General features: G+C 72.0%; 15 protein-coding genes. 7 read left to right on the top strand and 8 right to left on the bottom strand.

Going from position 1 to position 17,652, the window contains the following annotated elements:
- Window positions 1–27 precede the first annotated feature (27 nt).
- Complete coding sequence (locus ABD831_RS10540; protein WP_344945574.1) at window positions 28–990, bottom strand: GlxA family transcriptional regulator; 963 nt, start codon at window positions 988–990, stop codon at window positions 28–30.
- Between the two features lie 91 nt (window positions 991–1,081).
- On the opposite strand from ABD831_RS10540, the gene ABD831_RS10535 reads away from it, so the two are divergent.
- Window positions 1,082–1,243, top strand: coding sequence for a hypothetical protein (locus tag ABD831_RS10535; RefSeq protein WP_185744836.1), 162 nt, complete (start codon window positions 1,082–1,084; stop codon window positions 1,241–1,243).
- 68 nt (window positions 1,244–1,311) lie between these two features.
- Here the strand turns inward: ABD831_RS10535 and ABD831_RS10530 are convergent, their stop codons facing one another.
- Both ABD831_RS10530 and ABD831_RS10525 read right to left on the bottom strand, forming a co-directional pair.
- Window positions 1,312–2,772: an HNH endonuclease signature motif containing protein gene (locus ABD831_RS10530; RefSeq protein ID WP_344945571.1), complete on the bottom strand. Its 1,461-nt coding sequence runs from the start codon at window positions 2,770–2,772 to the stop codon at window positions 1,312–1,314.
- A gap of 123 nt (window positions 2,773–2,895) precedes the next feature.
- On the bottom strand, window positions 2,896–3,831 hold the full coding sequence (locus ABD831_RS10525) for a DMT family transporter (RefSeq protein ID WP_344945568.1): 936 nt from the start codon (window positions 3,829–3,831) through the stop codon (window positions 2,896–2,898).
- Between the two features lie 246 nt (window positions 3,832–4,077).
- On the opposite strand from ABD831_RS10525, the gene ABD831_RS10520 reads away from it, so the two are divergent.
- Both ABD831_RS10520 and ABD831_RS10515 read left to right on the top strand, forming a co-directional pair.
- Window positions 4,078–4,575, top strand: coding sequence for a cysteine dioxygenase (locus tag ABD831_RS10520; protein ID WP_344945565.1), 498 nt, complete (start codon window positions 4,078–4,080; stop codon window positions 4,573–4,575).
- Window positions 4,572–4,964 carry a rhodanese-like domain-containing protein gene (locus ABD831_RS10515; protein WP_344945562.1) on the top strand — a complete coding sequence of 131 codons (393 nt, stop codon included), beginning with the start codon at window positions 4,572–4,574 and terminating at the stop codon, window positions 4,962–4,964. The genes ABD831_RS10520 and ABD831_RS10515 overlap by 4 nt, the downstream gene beginning before the upstream one ends.
- 19 nt (window positions 4,965–4,983) lie before the next feature.
- On the opposite strand, the gene gad is transcribed toward ABD831_RS10515, so the two are convergent.
- The 4 genes from gad to ABD831_RS10495 all read right to left on the bottom strand — a co-directional run bounded on the left by gad (window position 4,984) and on the right by ABD831_RS10495 (window position 9,617).
- A complete protein-coding gene (gene gad, locus ABD831_RS10510; RefSeq protein ID WP_344945559.1) occupies window positions 4,984–6,360 on the bottom strand; it encodes a glutamate decarboxylase in 1,377 nt (458 codons plus the stop codon).
- Window positions 6,361–6,441: 81 nt separating this feature from the next.
- On the bottom strand, window positions 6,442–7,143 hold the full coding sequence (locus ABD831_RS10505) for a hypothetical protein (RefSeq protein ID WP_344945556.1): 702 nt from the start codon (window positions 7,141–7,143) through the stop codon (window positions 6,442–6,444).
- A gap of 65 nt (window positions 7,144–7,208) precedes the next feature.
- Window positions 7,209–8,591, bottom strand: coding sequence for a chloride channel protein (locus ABD831_RS10500; RefSeq protein ID WP_344945553.1), 1,383 nt, complete (start codon window positions 8,589–8,591; stop codon window positions 7,209–7,211).
- 102 nt (window positions 8,592–8,693) lie between these two features.
- On the bottom strand, window positions 8,694–9,617 hold the full coding sequence (locus ABD831_RS10495; protein WP_344945550.1) for a LysR family transcriptional regulator ArgP: 924 nt from the start codon (window positions 9,615–9,617) through the stop codon (window positions 8,694–8,696).
- A gap of 70 nt (window positions 9,618–9,687) precedes the next feature.
- On the opposite strand from ABD831_RS10495, the gene ABD831_RS10490 reads away from it, so the two are divergent.
- The 4 genes from ABD831_RS10490 to mgtA all read left to right on the top strand — a co-directional run bounded on the left by ABD831_RS10490 (window position 9,688) and on the right by mgtA (window position 16,498).
- Window positions 9,688–10,284 (top strand): LysE/ArgO family amino acid transporter, encoded by a 597-nt coding sequence (locus ABD831_RS10490; protein WP_344945547.1) that lies wholly within the window; start codon window positions 9,688–9,690, stop codon window positions 10,282–10,284.
- Between the two features lie 201 nt (window positions 10,285–10,485).
- On the top strand, window positions 10,486–10,644 hold the full coding sequence (locus tag ABD831_RS10485; RefSeq protein WP_185744838.1) for a hypothetical protein: 159 nt from the start codon (window positions 10,486–10,488) through the stop codon (window positions 10,642–10,644).
- A gap of 17 nt (window positions 10,645–10,661) precedes the next feature.
- Entirely contained in the window at window positions 10,662–13,703 is a 3,042-nt protein-coding gene (locus tag ABD831_RS10480; RefSeq protein WP_344945542.1) for a helix-turn-helix transcriptional regulator, read from the top strand.
- Between the two features lie 86 nt (window positions 13,704–13,789).
- Window positions 13,790–16,498, top strand: a complete 2,709-nt coding sequence (gene mgtA / locus ABD831_RS10475) for a magnesium-translocating P-type ATPase (RefSeq protein WP_344945539.1) — start codon at window positions 13,790–13,792, stop codon at window positions 16,496–16,498.
- Here the strand turns inward: mgtA and ABD831_RS10470 are convergent.
- Window positions 16,407–17,645 carry an MFS transporter gene (locus tag ABD831_RS10470; protein WP_344945536.1) on the bottom strand — a complete coding sequence of 413 codons (1,239 nt, stop codon included), beginning with the start codon at window positions 17,643–17,645 and terminating at the stop codon, window positions 16,407–16,409. The two genes, mgtA and ABD831_RS10470, sit on opposite strands and share 92 nt — an antisense overlap.
- Window positions 17,646–17,652: the final 7 nt, after the last annotated feature.

Below are 17,652 nucleotides of genomic sequence, written 5' to 3'. Positions count from 1 at the left end.
TATCCGCCTCGCGACCGCGGGCCGGCGCTAGGCCAGGGCAGGCTGCCTCGTGAAGGCGCGACGGTAGGCGACGGGCGGGATGCCGATCTCGCGCTGGAAGTGGTGGCGCAGGACGGCCGCCGTGGCGAAGCCGCTCTCGCGCGCGATGCGCTCGACGTCGAAGTCCGTCGACTCGAGCAGGTGGCGGGCCCGGAGCACCCGCTGGCTCGTCAGCCACTTGTGCGGAGTCGTTCCGACCTCAGCGGTGAAGCGGCGGGCGAAGGTGCGCTCGGACATGGCAGCTCGCTTCGCCAGCGACGGGATCGAGTGGTCCTCGTCGAGCCGCTCGGCGACCCACTCCATGACGTCCTGGAGCCCCTCGCACGGCTCGGACGGCACCGGGGTCTCGACGAACTGGCGCTGACCGCCGGAGCGGTGGGGCGGGACCACCATGCGGCGCGCGATGCGGGTCGCGACCTCCGAGCCGAGCTCGGTGCGCACGAGGTGCAGGCAGGCATCGATGCCGGCCGCGGTGCCGGCGCTCGTCAGGACGGGACCGTCCTCGACGTAGAGGACGTCGAGGTCCACGCAGGCGCGTGGGTGCTCCTCGGCCAGGCGGGCGGCATACCGCCAGTGGGTCGTGCACTCGCGGCCGTCGAGCAGGCCGGCGGCGGCGAGCTGGAAGGCGCCGGAGCACACGGAGAGGACGCGACCGCCGTTCGCAGCGTTGTCGCGCAGGATGTCGAGGACGACGGGGTCATAGGGACCGTCGACGGCGCCGCCGGGAATGGCGACGAGGTCGGCGCCCCGTGCGGCCTCGAGGGGGAACGGGGCGACGATGCTCATGCCGCTCGTCGTGCGCAGCACCTCGCCCGGGCGGGCCGAGCAGACCCGGAAGTCGAAGGCGGGGACGCCGTCGTCGGTGCGGTCGATGCCGAAGACCTCACACAGGACACCCAGCTCGAACATGGCGACCGGTTCCTGGGCGATGACGGCGATCGTGCGCAGCATCAGGCCAGCATGGCACGCGTGGCAGGATCTTGTCGACCATCGACTGTTCTGCCACTCGTGGCGGGATAGTGATGAGCGCAGACTTTCTGCCATGGACATCATCTTCTTCATCGCCATGATCGTCGCCCTCGTCGCAGCCCTCGGGCCGCACCACCGTCGCACCTTCTCGTTGCCGCGAGCCCCGTTCGGCGCCGACGCCGAGCTCGACCGCGACATCGACCGCGTGCTGCACGACGCACCCCTCGCCCGCTGAGTCCGGGTCCGAGTCGGGGCCAGGACCATTCGTGGGACCCGCACGCACCGGGCGCTGCCGGGGCAGCCTCAGAAGGGTGGAGGATCATCCGGCGGGGAAGCCGTCACGGGCGGACCGACGCCGGGGTCATGCAGTGACTCGCGCCAGTCCTTGGGGTAGGTGACGTACTCGCGACCGGCGAGCGAGGTCCACGAGATCCCGTCGTCCGCGACACGGCGGACCGTCCAGACCCGCGCGGTCTTGCCGTTGTGACAGCCGCGACTCAGCGAGTCGAGGTTGGAGACATGGGTCCTCCCTCTCGGCCATGGATCGAGATGGTCGACGTCGCAGCGCTCGGCCGGGACCTGGCACCCGGGGCCGCGACAGACACCGTCGACCGTCTTGACGTGGGCCGCCATCTCGGGGGTCGGCGTGTAGCGGTCCGTGGAGAGCTCGAGGGCCCGGCCGGTGTCGACGTCGGCGGCGAGACGCTGCCAGACGGAACCTGGCGCGGTGATGATCTGGCGCGCGTGGGGAGCCGTGACCCAGCCGTGGCCGGTCAGCTCGCACGCGGCATCGGACAGACCTGCAGCGACCTCGAAGGGAACGACGATGCGCACGGTGGCCGGAGGAGCGTCCGACAGACCCGGCCAGCTCGGTCCGCCCGTCCCGGCGGGTCCGCCCGTCCCGGCAGGGTCGCCACCCAGGGGCGCGGCCGAGCCGTCGGGGACCACACCGAAGAGCACGAGGTCACAGAGCAGGTCGCTGCGTAGCTGCTCGAGGGTGCGCGCGTCACCCGCGGAGCGAGCGGCTCGAGCCATCGCGTCGACCCGGTCGAGGACGCCGACGACGCGCTCGGCGGGCGCCACCACGGTGAACGTCCCCATGCCGTCCTCGACCAGACGACCGAAGACCGTGCGCCGAGCCGCGGCCGAACGACGCCGGTCCTCTTGTCCCCGTGGGTCTGCCGTTCGCACACAACGCCTCAGCCGCTCGCCGAAGAGCCGGTGCGAGGCGACGCCGCCGTCGCGGGTCGGCGCCAGCACCGCGGTCTCCAGGTCGGGAAGCAGGTCGTCGGGGAGCACCCTCGTCTCCACGACGATCCGCAGGGCCCGCTGGAGGCTGACCGAGCCGGCACGCAGCCGCTGCCGGAGCACTCGGTGCCTCCGGGGTGCCGTCGCGAGCTCGAGCCGGCGCGCGACCTCCGACGCACCGACCCCGGTCGCGCACGCGATCTCCTGCGTCACGACCTGCTCCGTCGTGAGGGGCACCGGCGAGGTCGTGACCATCCCCGCAAGCTGCTGCTCCTCGACGGAGTGCAACGCAGCGTAGGCGTCGACGATCCGACCTTCGAGGCGAGCCTTCAGGACCTCGAGGCGCTCGATCTGCGACAGGACCGACTCCGCCTCGTCGAGGAGCGAGAGACGCGGACGCGGCTTCGGGCCAGGTCCGGTCGCCGACCTCCCCTGGCTCAGCAGCCAGACGACACGAGGGTTGAGCCCGCCTGCGGCTGCGTCGTGAGCCGAACGCCCGGAGTCGAGGAATGGCACGAACTCACTCCTCCCACCCGGGTCGCCGACTCCTCAAGTAGAACACATGTTCGACTGATTGGGAAGGCCTGTCCACAACCGACCGCGTCCGATCTCGTTGCAGCGCAGGGCAATTGGAAGCGGTCAGCCCGAGGCGCCGCCCACCTTGGGCCTGGGCCGGCGCCGCGTCAGCAGCACTCCGGCGATGCACAGCGCACCACCGACGAACGTCAGGGGAGGTGGCACCTCCGAGAGCAGCGCCCACGCGATGAGCGTCGCGATGAAGGGCACGAGGAAGGTCGTCAGCGTCAGCGTGCCGGCGTCGCTGCGCGCAAGCACAAAGGCCCACGTCGAGAAGGCGATGGCCGTCGGGAAGATGCCGAGGTAGGCGATCCACCACAGGGTGCTCGCGTCACTGTCACGAACGACCGTCACGAGCTCGCCGCTCCACGGCAGGCAAACGACCGCACCGATGATGCAGGCGATCCACGTGACCTCAGGACCCGGCAGGCGCCCGAGGAGAGGCTTCTGCGCGAGGACGCCCACGGCATACGTGATCGCGGCGAGGACGGCGAGCCACACGCCGACCATGTCGCCGGACTCACCCGAGGAGAAGCCGCGCGCGATGACGACGACCCCGGCGAAGCCCACGGCCATGCCGAGCAGCAGCCAGCGGTGCATCCGCTCCCCGAGGAAGACGGTGGCGAGCAGGGCCACGATGATCGGCCCGATCTGCACGATGAGCGCGGACGTGCCGGCGTCGATGCGCCGCTCGGCCTCGTTGAGCGCCAGGTTGTAGACGCCGAACCAGCCGACGCCGCAGAGCAGGAGCAGTGGCCAGTCGCGCCGACCCGGCCAGGTGCGAGGGCGCCTGAAGACGAGCACCCCGAGCGCGACCGACGCCACGAGCAGGCGGCCCAGCGACAGCGCACCGGGCGGGACGTCACGCCCCAGGTGGCGGATCGCGACGAAGGCCGAGGCCCAGAGCAGGAGGGTCACGGCCACGGCCGCGAGCACGAGCACCTTCGTGCGCCGGGTGGTCGACGGAGCTTCTGAGGCGGTGCGGGAGTCCACGGTCACCCCCAGACCGTAGGCGTGGGTACCGACAGCGCGCCGCCCGTTTTCCGGTCAGATCTCCCCGACATCCCGCCACGGGGGCTCCCTGTTGTCGGACACGGCATACATAAGTTAACGTTTGCCTTATGGCAATGCATGGTTATGCACGGGGTGCGGTCGAGTGTCAGCCGCTCGGGACGATGCGGGCGCGCTGAGCGCCGCCGATCCCGAGCGCCCACCAACCCCCACCCCGACCTGAAAGGCACGACCATGTCCCGCGGCGCCCAGCGCACCTCCGTCGACCTCGCCGACACCGCCCGACGCCTGTCCCGCCAGCGCACGCTCTGGCAGGGCCTCGTCGACTTCGACCCCATCACCCGCTACTACGCCCGACTCCTGGCCGACCACGACCACGAGGCGTGGCTGCTCACCTGGCTGCCCGGGCAGGGCACGCCCTGGCACGACCACGGCGGCAGCGCCGGTTCGTTCGTCGTGCTGCAGGGAGTCCTCACCGAGGAGGTGGCCGGCTACCGGACGGCCGTCGACCTCGACAACGTGCGGCGCGCGACCGGCCCCGGAGTCCTCCTCACCCCCGGCGACCAGCGCACGTTCGGCACCCGCCACCTGCACCGCGTCACGAACGCCGGGTCCGACCCGGCCGTCAGCCTCCACGTCTATGCGCCCAGACTCACCTTCATGACGAACTACCGCGCCGTCGACGGCCTGCTCGAGGTCGACGAGCAGGCCGAGGTCGGGGTCGACTGGTGACCCGGCACCCCGAGCGACCGCGCACCATCGACGACGTGCTCGCCGACGCGCGCGGCCACCTCCGCCGACTCACGCCCGAGGAGGCCGAGGAGGCGCGTGCGCACGGCGCGGTCGTCGTCGACATCCGCCCGGCTGCCCAGCGGGAGGCCGAGGGTGAGCTGCCGTTCGCGACGGTGATCGAGCGCAACGTGCTCGAGTGGCGTCTCGACCCCGCCAGTGACGCGTCCCTGCCGATCGCGAGCCACGACCTACAGGTCGTCGTCCTCTGCCAGGAGGGCTACACGTCCAGCCTCGCGGCAGCAGCCTTGCAGGAGCTGGGGATCCATCGCGCCACCGACGTCATAGGCGGGTATGCCGCGTGGCGCGCCTGGCAGGCGACGGGCGGGTAGGCGCCTGCCGGCGCACGGGTCAGTGGCCCGGACCGGTGACCATCTTGGCTCGCTCCGACTCGTGCGCCCCGCCCTTGGCCGTGAGCGTCCGGCAGGCCTCCTCGATGTCGCGGGCCAGGGTGTCCACGTGCTCGCGGCTCATCGTCTCCTTGACCAGGGCGCGCATGATCGTGATGTCCTGCGCGTCGGGGGGCAGCGTGTAGGCCGGCACCATCCAGCCACGCTCGGCCGACAGCTGCCAGGCGATGTCGAACTCGTTGTATGCCTGCTCGCCGGACAGCAGGAAGGCCACGAGCGGGAGCTGCTCCTCGTCCCGTCCGATGAGCTCGAAGCGCCCCGTCGCCTCGAGCAGGTCACCGAGCGCCCGGGCGTTCTCCTGCATGTTGCGCATGATGTAGGTGTAGCCCTCGCGGCCGTAGCGCACGAGGTTGTAGTACTGCGCCAGCACCATCGCCGACCCCGTCGAGAAGTTGAGGGTGAACGTCGCGTCGGTCTTGCCGAGGTAGTTCTCCGTGAAGACGAGGTCGGGCGCCAGGTCGGCGACCTCACGGAAGACGAGCCAGCCGATGCCGGGGTAGACGAGCCCGAACTTGTGGCCCGAGACGTTGATCGAGCGCACCTGCTCGAGCCGGAAGTCCCACGGTGAGTCCGGGTAGAGGAACGGCCACACGAACCCCCCGCTGGCTCCGTCGATGTGAAGTGGCACGTCGAGGCCCCGCTCCTGCTTGACCTGCACGAGCAGGTCGTTGATGCCGACGATGTCGTCCTTGTGGCCGGTGAAGGTCGTGCCGAGCACGGCCGCGACCCCGATGGTGTTCTCGTCCAGGTGTGGCGCGACGTCCTCCGGGCCGATGGTGTACTTCCCCGGCTGGAGCGGGACGATCCGCGGCTCGACGTCGAAGTAGCGGCAGAACTTCTCCCACACGACGTGCACGTCGCCGCCGAAGACGAGGTTCGGGTGCTCCGTCGAGCCGCCCTCCGCCTGTCGACGGGTGCGCCAGTTCCACTTCAGCGACAGCGCGCCGAGCATGATCGCCTCGGACGAGCCCTGGGTCCGCGCCCCGGTGGTCTCACCCGGGGCGTGGAACAGGTCGGCGAGCATCCGGATGCAGCGCTGCTCGATCTCGGCGGTGCGCGGGTACTCCGCGTGGTCGATGAAGTTGCGGTGGAGGTTGTCGGCGATGATCCGCTGGGCCTCCGGCTCCATCCACGTCGTCACGAAGGTCGCCAGGTTGCGGCCGGGGTCGCCCTCGAGGGCGAGGTCCTCGGCGACGAGACGCATGGCGTCGACGGCCGTCATTCCCGCATCCGGGAATGACCGGCTCGGAACCTCCTGCGTCACGAAGCGGTTGCCGTAGAGCGCTGCGACGACGTTGATCTCGGACGGGATTGCCATGTTGGTCTCCTTGGGGACGAAGTGACGGGACGAGGGACGTCAGGGCGTCGGGTCAGCGGAGTCGGGTCAGTTGTGTGCTGGTCACGGGGGTGTCGCCGCCGCGGCGGACGTGACAGCACGTCGCCACGCGGGCAGCATCAGGGCCGCGCCCACCAGGAAGCAGGCGGCGCCCCAGAAGGTGCCGGCGACGGCGAGACGCGCACCCAGCACGGCGTCGGTGCTCGGGACCACGTAGCTGGCGAGGGCCGATGCCATGAAGAGCACCGAGCCCGTCATGTTGAGCCAGGCGATCCGCCAGGGGAACGACTGCGGCTGGACGCGGAAGAACCGGTCGGAGACCGCGAGCACGGCCAGCGCGCTCGACACGAGGAAGAGCACCGACCCGAAGAGGTCCGGGCGCCACACGTAACGGTCCGTCTCTGCGGCCGTCGCATTGTGCGTCAGCGCCGCGACGGTGCTGATGTTGAAGAACACGGTGCCGGGGAACTGGACCGCGGCGGCCAGCCAGCTGCGGTCGTGCGGCGCCCACCCCAGCAGACGCACCGGGGCAGGTCGATCTTGGGTCACCTCGTCGACCTCGGTGGTCGCAGGGGACTGCGCCTGGACGAGCTGACCGTACGAGGCGCTCGTGAAGAAGAGGGATCCGACGACGTAGGTCACGCCGTCGGCCCAGCCTCCGATGGCATCGAGGTAGGCCGGGACCGACCCCACGACGAAACACGCCGACCCGGCCATGAAGAGCCAGGCGACGGTCGCGTTGAGGCGTTCGGGTCTCACCCTCATCCGGCTGGCTTCCTCTCCGCTGGCGTCGGTGGATCCACTCTCGACCGACCCGTCGCCCGCGCGGCTCACTCTGAGCGGGTGACTTCCGGCTCCTCCTGGGTGCCCGAGACGAGCGAAGTGCGCGGTGTGGGGAGCAGCGCGGTGACGACGAACGAGACGACCACGGCGACCACCACCTGGGGGATGACCGTCAGCCCGTCGGTGCCCATCAGCAGGGTCGCGAGGAGCACGGACGTCAGGGGCAGCCGGAGCATGGCGCAGCACATCGCCCCGATGCCCGTACCGATGGCGGCCGCGAGCTGCATGCCGGGGAGACCGCTGAGCGTGATGCCGAGCACCGCTCCGATGAACATCGAAGGGAAGACGGGACCCCCGCGGAAGGCACTCAGTGACAGGCCGTAGGCCAGGGCCTTGAAAAGCCCGAGCAGCAGGAGGGTGCCGAGAGGGTACGCCGCCGCGCTCGCCACGAGTCCCGGGAGTGCGTTCTGCCCGGAGAACAGCACCTCGGTGAAGCCTCGTCCGGTGGTGACCTGGTAGGCAGTGGCACACAGGCCGACCAGCAGACCGAGGGCCACGGTCACGGGCACCCGGCTGCGGTGCACGACGGGCCGAAGGGACAGCCCGACCCACCGGACGGCCCAGCCGAGGAGCGCCCCGAGGAGGCCGACCGGCACGGCCCAGAGCAGCGACGCGATGGTGGGCTGCACTCCAGGGGGCACCGTGGTCAGGGCGAGCGAGAACGTGCCCAGGCCGGTCCAGGCGTCCAGCCCCACGAAGACGAGCGCGCCGATGCCGGAGGCCAGCAGGCCCGGCAGCGCCACGAGGCTCAGGGTCGCGCCCGCGATGCCGGCCGCCTCCATGATCAGGAAGGCGCCGAGCAGTGGTGAGCCGAGCAACGTGCTGACCGCGGCGAAGCTTCCTGCCGACGCCATGATCGTGACCGCCATGGGCGGCGCGTCGCGTCGCACGAGGCGCACCGTCACGGCCGCCAGGCCTCCGCCGAGGGCGATGAGCGGCGCCTCCGGGCCGAGGACCGCGCCGAGCCCGAGCGTGGCGAGCGCAGCGAGCACGATGCCGGGGAGGTCCCTGCCGGCGGCCGGCCCAGAGGCGGCCTTGAAACCGAGGGCCGGCGAGTGGCCCGCCGTGCCGGGCAGCTCACGGATGGTGAGGGCCACGAGCAGCCCACAGAGCATCAGCCACGGGACCGGCCACCACGCGGGCGTGGCCCCGTCGAAGAGCTGGGCGGGCAGGTCGTCGAAGAGGTAGGTCTGCAGCGCCCCGACAAGGGCGAGGAAGCCGTAGGCGACGGCCGAGATCGGGATGCCCAGCAGGGCCGCGAGCACCAGGGCGGACAGGTAGGCCTTGGACCGGACGATGCTCGTCGGGTCCAGTTCGCCTGACCCGCCGGGTGAGCCGGGCCCGCCGGGCGCGGCGCTCGCATCAGTCACCGGGTCTGCCTCCTCACGAGAGCGAGGGATCCACGCTCGCGGCGAGGACCTGAGGGCTGCCACCAAGATAGCCCGGTGCTCGGGGCCGCCGTGGACGATCGATCAGAACCGGGACCCTCCCCTCGAGGCGTTGCTGCCGCCTCGTGCAGGTCGGTTGCCGTCCTGCGCCGACGCGTTCCGCACCACGGCGCTGAGCCGGTCCAGGTGGGCGGACGGCAGTCGCCAGCGCTGCCAGTAGAGCTGGACGTCGACATGATCGCGGGACCCGAGGCGCACGAGCTCACCGGTCGCGAGCAACGGTGCGACCTGCGTCGTCAACAGGGCACCCCAGCCGAGCCCGGCGCGCACGGCGGTCACGAAGCCACCACCGTCGGGCACCTCGTGCGTCGGTGGCGCGCTCGTCACACCGTGCCGGTCGAGGATCCGCTGCTGGATGTCGTCCTTGTCGTTGAAGCGCACGAGTGGCGCGCCGGCCCAGTCGATCCCGCGCCCTGCGCGGTGCCTGTCGAGGAGCAGCGGTGTCACGGCCGGGACGTAGCGCATCGTCACGAGCGGCTCGGTCGAGCAGCCCTGGACCGGCGTCGGGTCCGAGGTCACCGCAGCGAGCACCTCGCCCGAGCGGAGCAGCCGGGCCGAGTGGTCCTGGTCCTCGACTCGGACGCGCAGCACGACGTCGTCCCATGCCGCGGCCTCGGCGAGGACACTCCCGAACCACGTCGACATCGAGTCGGCGTTGACGACGATCGGCAGGTCGACGCGGGCCCGGTCACCGGTGGCGAGCCCGGCGAGCGCCTCGGACTCGAGCAGGCTCTGCTGCCGGGCGAGACGGACGAGCGACTCCCCCGCCGGAGTCGCGCGACAGGGAGCCGTTCGCACGACGACGACCTGGCCGACCTCTGCCTCCAGCGCCTTGACCCGCTGGCTGACCGCCGACGGCGTCAGGTGCAGGCGCCGTGCCGCCGCGTCGAAGGTCCCCGTGTCGACGATGGCGAGCAGGGTCGCGAGGTGCTCAGGCTGGAGCCGCATGAAGCCATGCTAATGATGCTGAAGAAACCTTCGCTTCACTGAAGTCGGGTCGCCCCCTACGGTCGAGAGGGTGACCTCACTGCTGCCCGGGTTCCTCACCATGGCCTCCCTCATCGTGGCCATCGGCGCGCAGAACGCCTACGTGCTTCGCACCGGCCTCGCGCGCCTGCACGTCGGGCTGGTCGTCGCGGTCTGCGCCCTGAGCGACGCGGTTCTCGTGCTCGCCGGGGTGCTCGGCGTCGGCGGCGTCCTCACGGCCCACCCGGGCCTGCTCACCGTCGTGCGATGGGTCGGTGCGGCATACCTCGTCGGCTACGGGCTGCTCTGCCTGCGCAACGCTCGCCACCCCAAGACCCTCGCAGCCGACGGCATCCCACCCAGCCGCAGCGGCGTGCTGGCCACCGTCGTCGCGCTCACGTGGCTCAACCCGCACGTCTACCTCGATACCGTGCTGCTGGTCGGGTCGCTCGCCAACCAGCACGGTCCCGACGGTCGCTGGTGGTTCGCCGGCGGCGCCGCGCTCGCTAGCGTCGCCTGGTTCACCTCGCTCGGCTACGGCGCACGGCTGCTGGCACCCCTCTTCGCCCGCCCCGCCACGTGGCGCATCCTCGACGTCGCCATCGCGCTCGTCATGTTCACCATCGCAGCCACGCTCCTCCTCGGCTGAGGACGTGACCTCACCGCTCGTCCTGCTGTGGTCCAGCCGCCTGAGGCGCGACCGCACGCCTACCTCAGACGGGTCCACACGGCATACGCCATCGGATCTGAGGTAGTCAGGTGGCGGGGATAGGGCAGTCGTCCGATGTGGGGGTCTACCTCAGCGGCCGAGTCTGGAGGAGTCCAGAACGGCACGAACAGAGGAAAGACCATGACCACCCACTACCTCGACTACCGCACCGCCCAGGTCGAGCTCGAGACCCGCTACCCGCAGCGTCGTCGCCCCCGTCGCGACTCGTCGCTCGAGATCATGCGCCGCACCCTGGCGCGGATCTCCCGAGAGGAGAACAACCCGGGCCGCACGCGGTGACGACGGCGACGCGACTCATGTCGCAGACCGCCCCACCGCTGTCGGCGGAGTACGCGATGATGCCGCGTATGCCGCTCAGCACCGGCCCCCTCATCGGACGGGACACCGACCTGTCCCGTCTCGCCGACGCCATCGGACTGCGCCCCACGCCGGGTGCCCAGCCCGGTGGCGTCGTCGTGCTGTCGGGCGACGCCGGCATCGGCAAGTCCCGGATCGTCGGCCAGCTCGTCACCGACGCGACCCGCGCGGGGTGGTTCACGGCGGTCGGCCACTGCGTCGGTCTGGCCGGCAGCAGCCTCGCCTACCTGCCCTTCGTCGAGCTCGTCGGCACCATCGACGCCGGTCACCCCGACGTCGTCGAGCGAGTGCTCGACACCCACCCCAGCCTCGCGCACCTGCTGCCCGGCCGTGCCGGCACGCAGGACGGCGAGCGAGCCGAGCGTGAAGGACGGTCAGGTCAGCCCACCGACCCAGGACAGGTCGCCGAAGCAGTCCACGCGCTGCTGTCCGCGCTCGGCGACGCGCAGCCCTCCCTCCTCGTCATCGAGGACGTCCACTGGGCCGACCACTCCTCGCGCGACCTCATCACCCTCCTGCTGACGCGCGGCTTCACCAAGGCCGTCGGGCTCGTCGTGACCTACCGCTCCGACGACCTCTTCCGACGCCACCCCCTCCACGACACGCTCGCCGTGTGGGCGCGCATCGCGGGGCTCGAGCACGTCGAGCTCGCCCCGCTCCCCGACGACGCCGTCCGAGAGCTCGTCTCCGGCATCGAGGGCGCGCCCACCGACGCCGAGACGAACGCCGAGATCGCCCGGCGCGCCGAGGGCAACCCGTTCTTCGCCGAGGAGCTCGTCGCGAGCGCAGCGGCCGGCCAGGCCCTGACGGGAGGCCTGAGCCGCGTGCTCCGCGCTCGCGTCGAGCAGCTCGACGAGACCGCGCAGCGCGTGCTGCGGGCCATCGCCCTCAAGGGCGGCCAGTACATCGGCCACGACCTCCTCTCCCGCGTCCTCGACCTCCCGGACGAGACCCTCGAGGCGGCGTTGGCCGCGGCCGTCGAGCACCACGTGCTCGAGGCGCGCTGGCCCCCGGCCTACACGTTCCGCCACGCCCTGCTCGGCGAGGCGGTGGCCGACAGCCTGCTCCCGGGCGAGCGCCTGAGACTGCACCGCGCGTATGCCGCCGTGCTGGCCGAGCACCCCGAGCTCGCCCCTGCGTCCGAGCTCGCCCGCCACGCCGCGGCGGTGGGTGACCTGCCGACGGCCGTCCGCGCGAGCCGGGCTGCCGCCGAGTCCGCGATGGCCGTCGGCGGGCCGCAGGAGGCGCTGCTCCACTTCGAGCGGGCCCTGTCGTGGCTTCCCGAGGACGACCCCGAACGCGACGAGGTGACCTTGGGCGCCTCGCGCGCGGCCATGGTCGCCGGCGACTCGATCCGCGCGATCGACCTGCTGCGCGACCGGCTCGACCACCCCGGCAGGGCCCAGCAGCCCGGCGCGCGCGCCGACCTGCTCGCGACCCTCGTCAGCCGTTCCCGCATCCTCGACCTGCCCACGGACTCCGTCGCGCTGACCGACGAGGCGCTCTCACTCATCGGCGACGAGGCCGACGAGCGACGCGTGCGCGTTCTCGTCGCGCGCGTGCAGGCGCTCGTCGACACGGGCTCGTTCGTCGAGGCCGCCGTCGTCGGCAACGAGGTGTCGCTGCTCGCCGAGCGCCTCGGCCTGGGCGGTGCGCTGGCGGAGGTGCGCACGATCCTGGCCCGGGTGCTCGAGGCGCAGCAGGACCTCGACTCGGTCGAGGCACACCTGGAGTCGATCGTCGCCGACATCCCGCCCGACGACCCCCTCCTGCTGCGGGCCCTGCACCAGCTCGCCTCCCTCGCGCACCGCCGGGGCGACCTGCCCGGCTCGCTCGCGCTCTACGACCGCGGGGCCGAGGTGGCGCGGCGGCTGCACCGCGAGTGGGCACCCTGGGGGCAGGAGTGCCGCCTGCTCGGGGGTCTCACGGCCTACGAGCTCGGCGACTGGGACGGCGCCGTGCGTCGCCTCGACCTCGCCGGTCGAGCGGCTCCCCAGCCGGGACGCGCGATCTTCACGGCCGCAGCCCTGTCCGTCCAGGCCGGCCGGGGTGAACCGGTCGACCCCGACCTCATCGCGGCCCTGCAGGAGTGGTGGCACGTCGACGGCCTCTGCGTCGTGCTGACGGTCATGCCCGCCGTCGACGTGCTCGGGCACGCGGGTGACCTCCCGGGAGTGCTCGACGTGGCCGAGGCCGCCGTGCGGGTGCTCGACGCGGCCTGGGGCGACTACCACGCCGTCGCCCGGCTCGCGGCGGTCCTCGCGGGGCAGGCTGCGACGCTCGTGCCCCACGCCGACCCGGACGTGCGGGCCCGGGCCGTGGCCCTCGTCGACGAGCTCGCGGATCGCGCCCGGCGCATCGGCGAGCTGCGCCCGGCGGTGGAGAAGGCGAGCCGCCCGAAGTTCGAGCGCTCGGCCCCCGCGCCGCTCGAGGACACGAGCCGCGAGACATGGGCCTGGACCGCTCGGGTCGAGGCCGAGGTGCTGCGGCTGCAGCGGGTCGCCGGCCTCGAGGACCCGCCGCCGGCCGACGAGCTCGTGGCCGCGTGGCGCGAGAGCGTCAGGGCGTTCGAGCGCTACGGGCACGTCTTCGAGACCGCCCGGTCGAAGGCCCGGCTCGCGGCCGCGTTGCGGGCCGCCGGCGACGCCGCCGCGTCGCGCGAGGTCGCCGAGCAGGCGCGCGAGGTCGCCGTCCGCCTCGAGGCCAAACCGCTGCTCGAGGAGCTCGACGACGCGCGACCTTTCGCTGCGGGCGGACGTCAGGGCGCCGGCGGCGAGGGGACGCTCGAGCTCACCCCGCGCGAGCTGGAGGTCCTGGCGCTGCTCGCGCAGGGCCTCACCAACGGTCAGATCGGCAAGCAGCTCTACATCAGCACCAAGACCGTCAGCGTCCACGTGTCCAACCTCCTGGCCAAGCTCGGGGCCTCCGGACGCACCGAGGCCGCGGCCATCGCCCGCCGGCGGGGTCTCGTGTCCTCGTGACACGCCCGACGTGAGCGCGACGTGACCTCGACCTCGGTGTGCGCGGATGGTCCTCCGCGCACGGGTCCGAGGAGCACCATGAAGGGGTGAGCTCCGGGGTGCTGGCACCCAGCGACGCGGCGGCGTCGATCCGCGCCGCCGCTGGACGGCCCGCACCCGACGTGCTGCAGTCGCTCGGGGTGGACCCCTCCACCGGGCTCGCCCCCGACGAGGTGGCGCGCCGACAGGTCACCTTCGGCCTGAACGCGATCGCGACCCACCACGCGCGACCCCTCACGGTGCTGTGGCACCAGCTGAACTCGCCCCTGCTCGGGCTGCTCCTCGTCGCGGCGACGGCGTCCTACTTCGTCGGCGAGAAGAGCGACGCGGTCATCATCGGCATCATCGTCGTCGTCTCCGTCGGTCTCGGTTTCGTCAACGAGTACCGCGCCGAGCAGGCAGCAGCCTCCCTCCACTCCCAGGTCAGCCACGAGGCCGTCGTCCTGCGCGGCGGGGCGTTCGGCCGCGTCGACGTCACCTCCCTCGTGCCGGGCGACGTGGTGGAGCTCAGCCTCGGCGAGGTCGTGCCGGCCGACCTGCGTCTGCTGTCCGTGGTCCGGCTCGAGTGCGACGAGTCGGTGCTCACGGGAGAGTCCCAACCCGTCGAGAAGACCTCCGACCCGGTCGGGGAGTCGGCCACGCTCGCCGACCTCACCGGGTGTGCGCTCATGGGGACCGTCGTGCACGCCGGCAGCGGGCGTGGCGTCGTCGTCGCCACGGGCTCGCGCACCGAGTTCGGGGCGATCGCCACCGGCCTCAGCACCCACCAGCTCGACACGGAGTTCCAGCTCGGGCTGCGGAGCTTCTCGATGCTGCTCGTCAAGGTGGCCGGCGCCCTGACGACCTCGATCTTCGTCATCAACGTGCTGCTCCACAAACCGTTCCTCGACGCCCTGCTCTTCTCGCTCGCCATCGCCGTCGGCATCACGCCGCAGCTGCTGCCGGCCGTCGTCTCGACGAGCCTGGCCGCGGGGTCGCGCCAGATGAGCCGGCGCAAGGTCCTCGTCAAACGGCTCGTCTGCATCGAGGACCTCGGTGACATCGACGTGCTCTTCACCGACAAGACGGGGACCCTGACGGCCGGCCGCATCGACTACGCCCGTGCCGTGCCGGTCGACGGCCAGCGCTCCGAGGACGTGCTGCGGTGGGGCCTGACCTGCACCGAGAGCGTCCCTGGCGGCGCCGGTGGCGCTGCGGCCGTCGGAGCCAACCCGCTCGACGAGGCTCTGTGGGCCTCGCCTGCCACGGCCGCGGTGCGGGAGTCGATGGGAGCCCACGAGGTGCTGGGCGTGCTGCCGTTCGACCACGAGCGGCGGATGCTCTCGGTCGTCGTCCGTGACGGGGACGGGGCCCTGCACCTCGTCACCAAGGGTGCCCCCGAGACCGTGCTTGACCGGTGCACGGACGTGGCGGCGCAGACCCGCGCCGCCCTCGCCGCGGAGTTCGCGGCCGGCAACAGGGTGGTCGCCGTCGCCACGCGGGCCGTTCCCGGCGCCCGGGCTCCGGAGGCCACGGACGAGCACGACCTGCGGCTGCGGGGTCTGCTCGTCTTCCTCGACCCGCCGAAGCCGGACGCCGCGGCAGCGTTGGGCCGGCTTGCAGACCTGGGGATCCGCGTCAAGGTCGTGACCGGGGACAACGCCGTCGTGGCGGCCAAGGTGTGCAGCGACCTCGGCCTCCCCGGCCACGCCGTCCTCACCGGCACGGACCTCGACGCCCTCGACGACGAGCACCTCATCGACGCCGTCACCGCCACGACCGTCTTCGCCCGCGTCAGTCCCGAGCACAAGGCGCGCATCGTCCGCGCCCACCGGCACGGTGGCGGTGGGGTCGCCTTCCTCGGCGACGGCGTCAACGACGCGGTCGCGCTTCACGCCGCCGACGTCGGGATCTCCGTCGACTCGGGAACCGACGTGGCGAAGGACGCCGCCGACGTCATCCTGCTCGAGAAGAGCCTCGACGTCCTGGCCGACGGGGTGGTCGAGGGGCGGCGCATCTTTGCCAACACCCTCAAGTACGTCCTCATGGGCACGTCGAGCAACTTCGGCAACATGGCATCGGCGGCCGGGGCCTCGCTCTTCCTGCCCTTCCTGACGATGCTGCCGTCGCAGATCCTGCTCAACAACCTGCTCTACGACACCGGGCAGCTCGCCATCCCGACCGACCACGTCGACCCCGAGCAGCTGAGGCAGCCGTCGCACTGGGACATCGCCTTCATCCGGCGCTTCATGCTCCTCTTCGGGCCGCTCAGCTCGCTCTTCGACTTCCTCACCTTCGGCGTCATGCTGTGGGTCTTCCACGCCGGACCCGACCTCTTCCGGTCGGGCTGGTTCGTCGAGTCGCTCGCCACCCAGACGCTCGTCATCTTCGCCATCCGTACGCGCACGGTCCCCTTCTTCCGGAGCCACCCGAGCCTGCCGCTGACGCTCGCGGCGCTCGGCGTCGTCCTCGTCGGGGCGGTGCTGCCCGCGACGCCCCTGGCTGCGACGCTCGGCTTCGCGCCGCTGCCCGGGGCCTTCTTCGCCGCGCTCGTCGTCATGGTCATCGCCTACCTCGTCCTCGTCGAGCTCGGCAAGCTGTGGTTCTACCGACCCGCGGCGCCGCCGCGAGCCGGTGTCCCGAGCGACCTCGGCAACCGCTTCGTCCGACGGCGCGCCGCCCGGTTCAGCGTCGCGGCCCCACCCGCGCGACCGCTGCTGCCGGGGCGGTCTCGAGCACCTCGGCCCCCGGCCGCGAACGGCGCAGGCCGGGCGTGAGCGTGATCGAGACGACCACAGAGGCGACGGCCATCGCCCCCATCGCGTACGCGGCCGCGGTCGGCCCCACCCCCAGGGCGCTGGCAACCGCACCGCCGAGCAGGGCACCGAGGGCCTGGCCCACCATGAGGCCGGTGCCCTGCAGGCCGAACACCTGACCCCGCGCCTGGCCGTCGGTGTGCGACACGAGGCGCTCCTGCAGGGGCAGGCTCGCCGAGTAGCCGACGGACGCCACGAAGGCCAGCGACGCGGCATACGGCAGCGACGGCACGAGGAAGAAGGCGAGGTAGGGCACGGCGAGCAGCAGGCGCAGCGGCCCGATGAGGCGGTCACGCACGGCGACGGCCAGGAAGCGGCCGACGACCACGTCACCGAGCAGCATCCCGGCCGCCGTGACGGCGAAGAGGTAGCCGGCCCGCTCGCCCGCGAACGGCACGAAGAGCGCCTCGCAGCCGACGATGAGTCCGTTGGGGACCCACATCGTCAGGTAGAGCGGACGGACGACGCGCGAGCCGAGGAGGGCCCGGTTCACCTCGCGCGTGCGGCGCACGAGCGAGGCGCCGGCGTGGCGCGGCGGGTGGTCCGACAGGCCGAGCCGGAGCAGGAGCACCGCGACGAAGAGCGCCGCGGCCGCGCCGAGGAAGAGCTGCGTCGTCGTGAAGGAGATGAGGAGCAGCCCCCCGACGCCGTAGCCGACGATCTGCATGCCGCCGACCGCGATGTTCATCGTCGCCCGACCGAGGATGAAGCCGTCGGGCGGGAGGATGTCGGAGACGAGCGCCATCATGCTGCCGCCCAGCGCCGAGGTGATGAGCGGACCCACCGCGAGCAGCGCGAACCGCCATCCCCAAGCGAGTCCCGGTAGCGCCTGCAGGAGGTCGGTCACCATCGTCGTCGTGAAGACGAGCACGAGCGCCGTCCGGGGCCGCACGAGGTCCGAGCCCGAGCCGAACAGCGTCTGGCCGACGATCCGCATGAGCGGTGCGCCGAACATGGCGAGCGCCGTCAGGACGGGCGACCCGGTGGCGGCGAAGGTGATGGTGCCGAGCGCGAGGGACGCGACGGCATACGACCCGATGTTGATGCACTGGACGAGGAAGAGGACCCGGAACTCACGGATGGCGAACAGCTGGCGGTAGGTCTTCACCCGCTCC

Origin of the sequence: Terrabacter ginsenosidimutans (assembly GCF_039539425.1) — a bacterium.
Lineage (GTDB): Bacteria > Actinomycetota > Actinomycetes > Actinomycetales > Dermatophilaceae > Terrabacter > Terrabacter ginsenosidimutans.
The sequence above is the reverse complement of the archived record's forward strand: the minus strand, read 5'-3'. Positions and strand labels throughout refer to the sequence as shown.

What these genes read in the sequence shown, in the direction of transcription:
- ABD831_RS10540 (WP_344945574.1), bottom strand. Translation starts at nt 990, where the DNA reads ATGCTGCGCACGATCGCCGTCATCGCCCAGGAACCGGTCGCCATGTTC.
- ABD831_RS10535 (WP_185744836.1), top strand. Translation starts at nt 1,082, where the DNA reads ATGGACATCATCTTCTTCATCGCCATGATCGTCGCCCTCGTCGCAGCC.
- ABD831_RS10520 (WP_344945565.1), top strand. Translation starts at nt 4,078, where the DNA reads ATGTCCCGCGGCGCCCAGCGCACCTCCGTCGACCTCGCCGACACCGCC.
- gad (WP_344945559.1), bottom strand. Translation starts at nt 6,360, where the DNA reads ATGGCAATCCCGTCCGAGATCAACGTCGTCGCAGCGCTCTACGGCAAC.
- ABD831_RS10505 (WP_344945556.1), bottom strand. Translation starts at nt 7,143, where the DNA reads ATGAGGGTGAGACCCGAACGCCTCAACGCGACCGTCGCCTGGCTCTTC.
- ABD831_RS10495 (WP_344945550.1), bottom strand. Translation starts at nt 9,617, where the DNA reads ATGCGGCTCCAGCCTGAGCACCTCGCGACCCTGCTCGCCATCGTCGAC.
- ABD831_RS10485 (WP_185744838.1), top strand. Translation starts at nt 10,486, where the DNA reads ATGACCACCCACTACCTCGACTACCGCACCGCCCAGGTCGAGCTCGAG.
- ABD831_RS10480 (WP_344945542.1), top strand. Translation starts at nt 10,662, where the DNA reads ATGTCGCAGACCGCCCCACCGCTGTCGGCGGAGTACGCGATGATGCCG.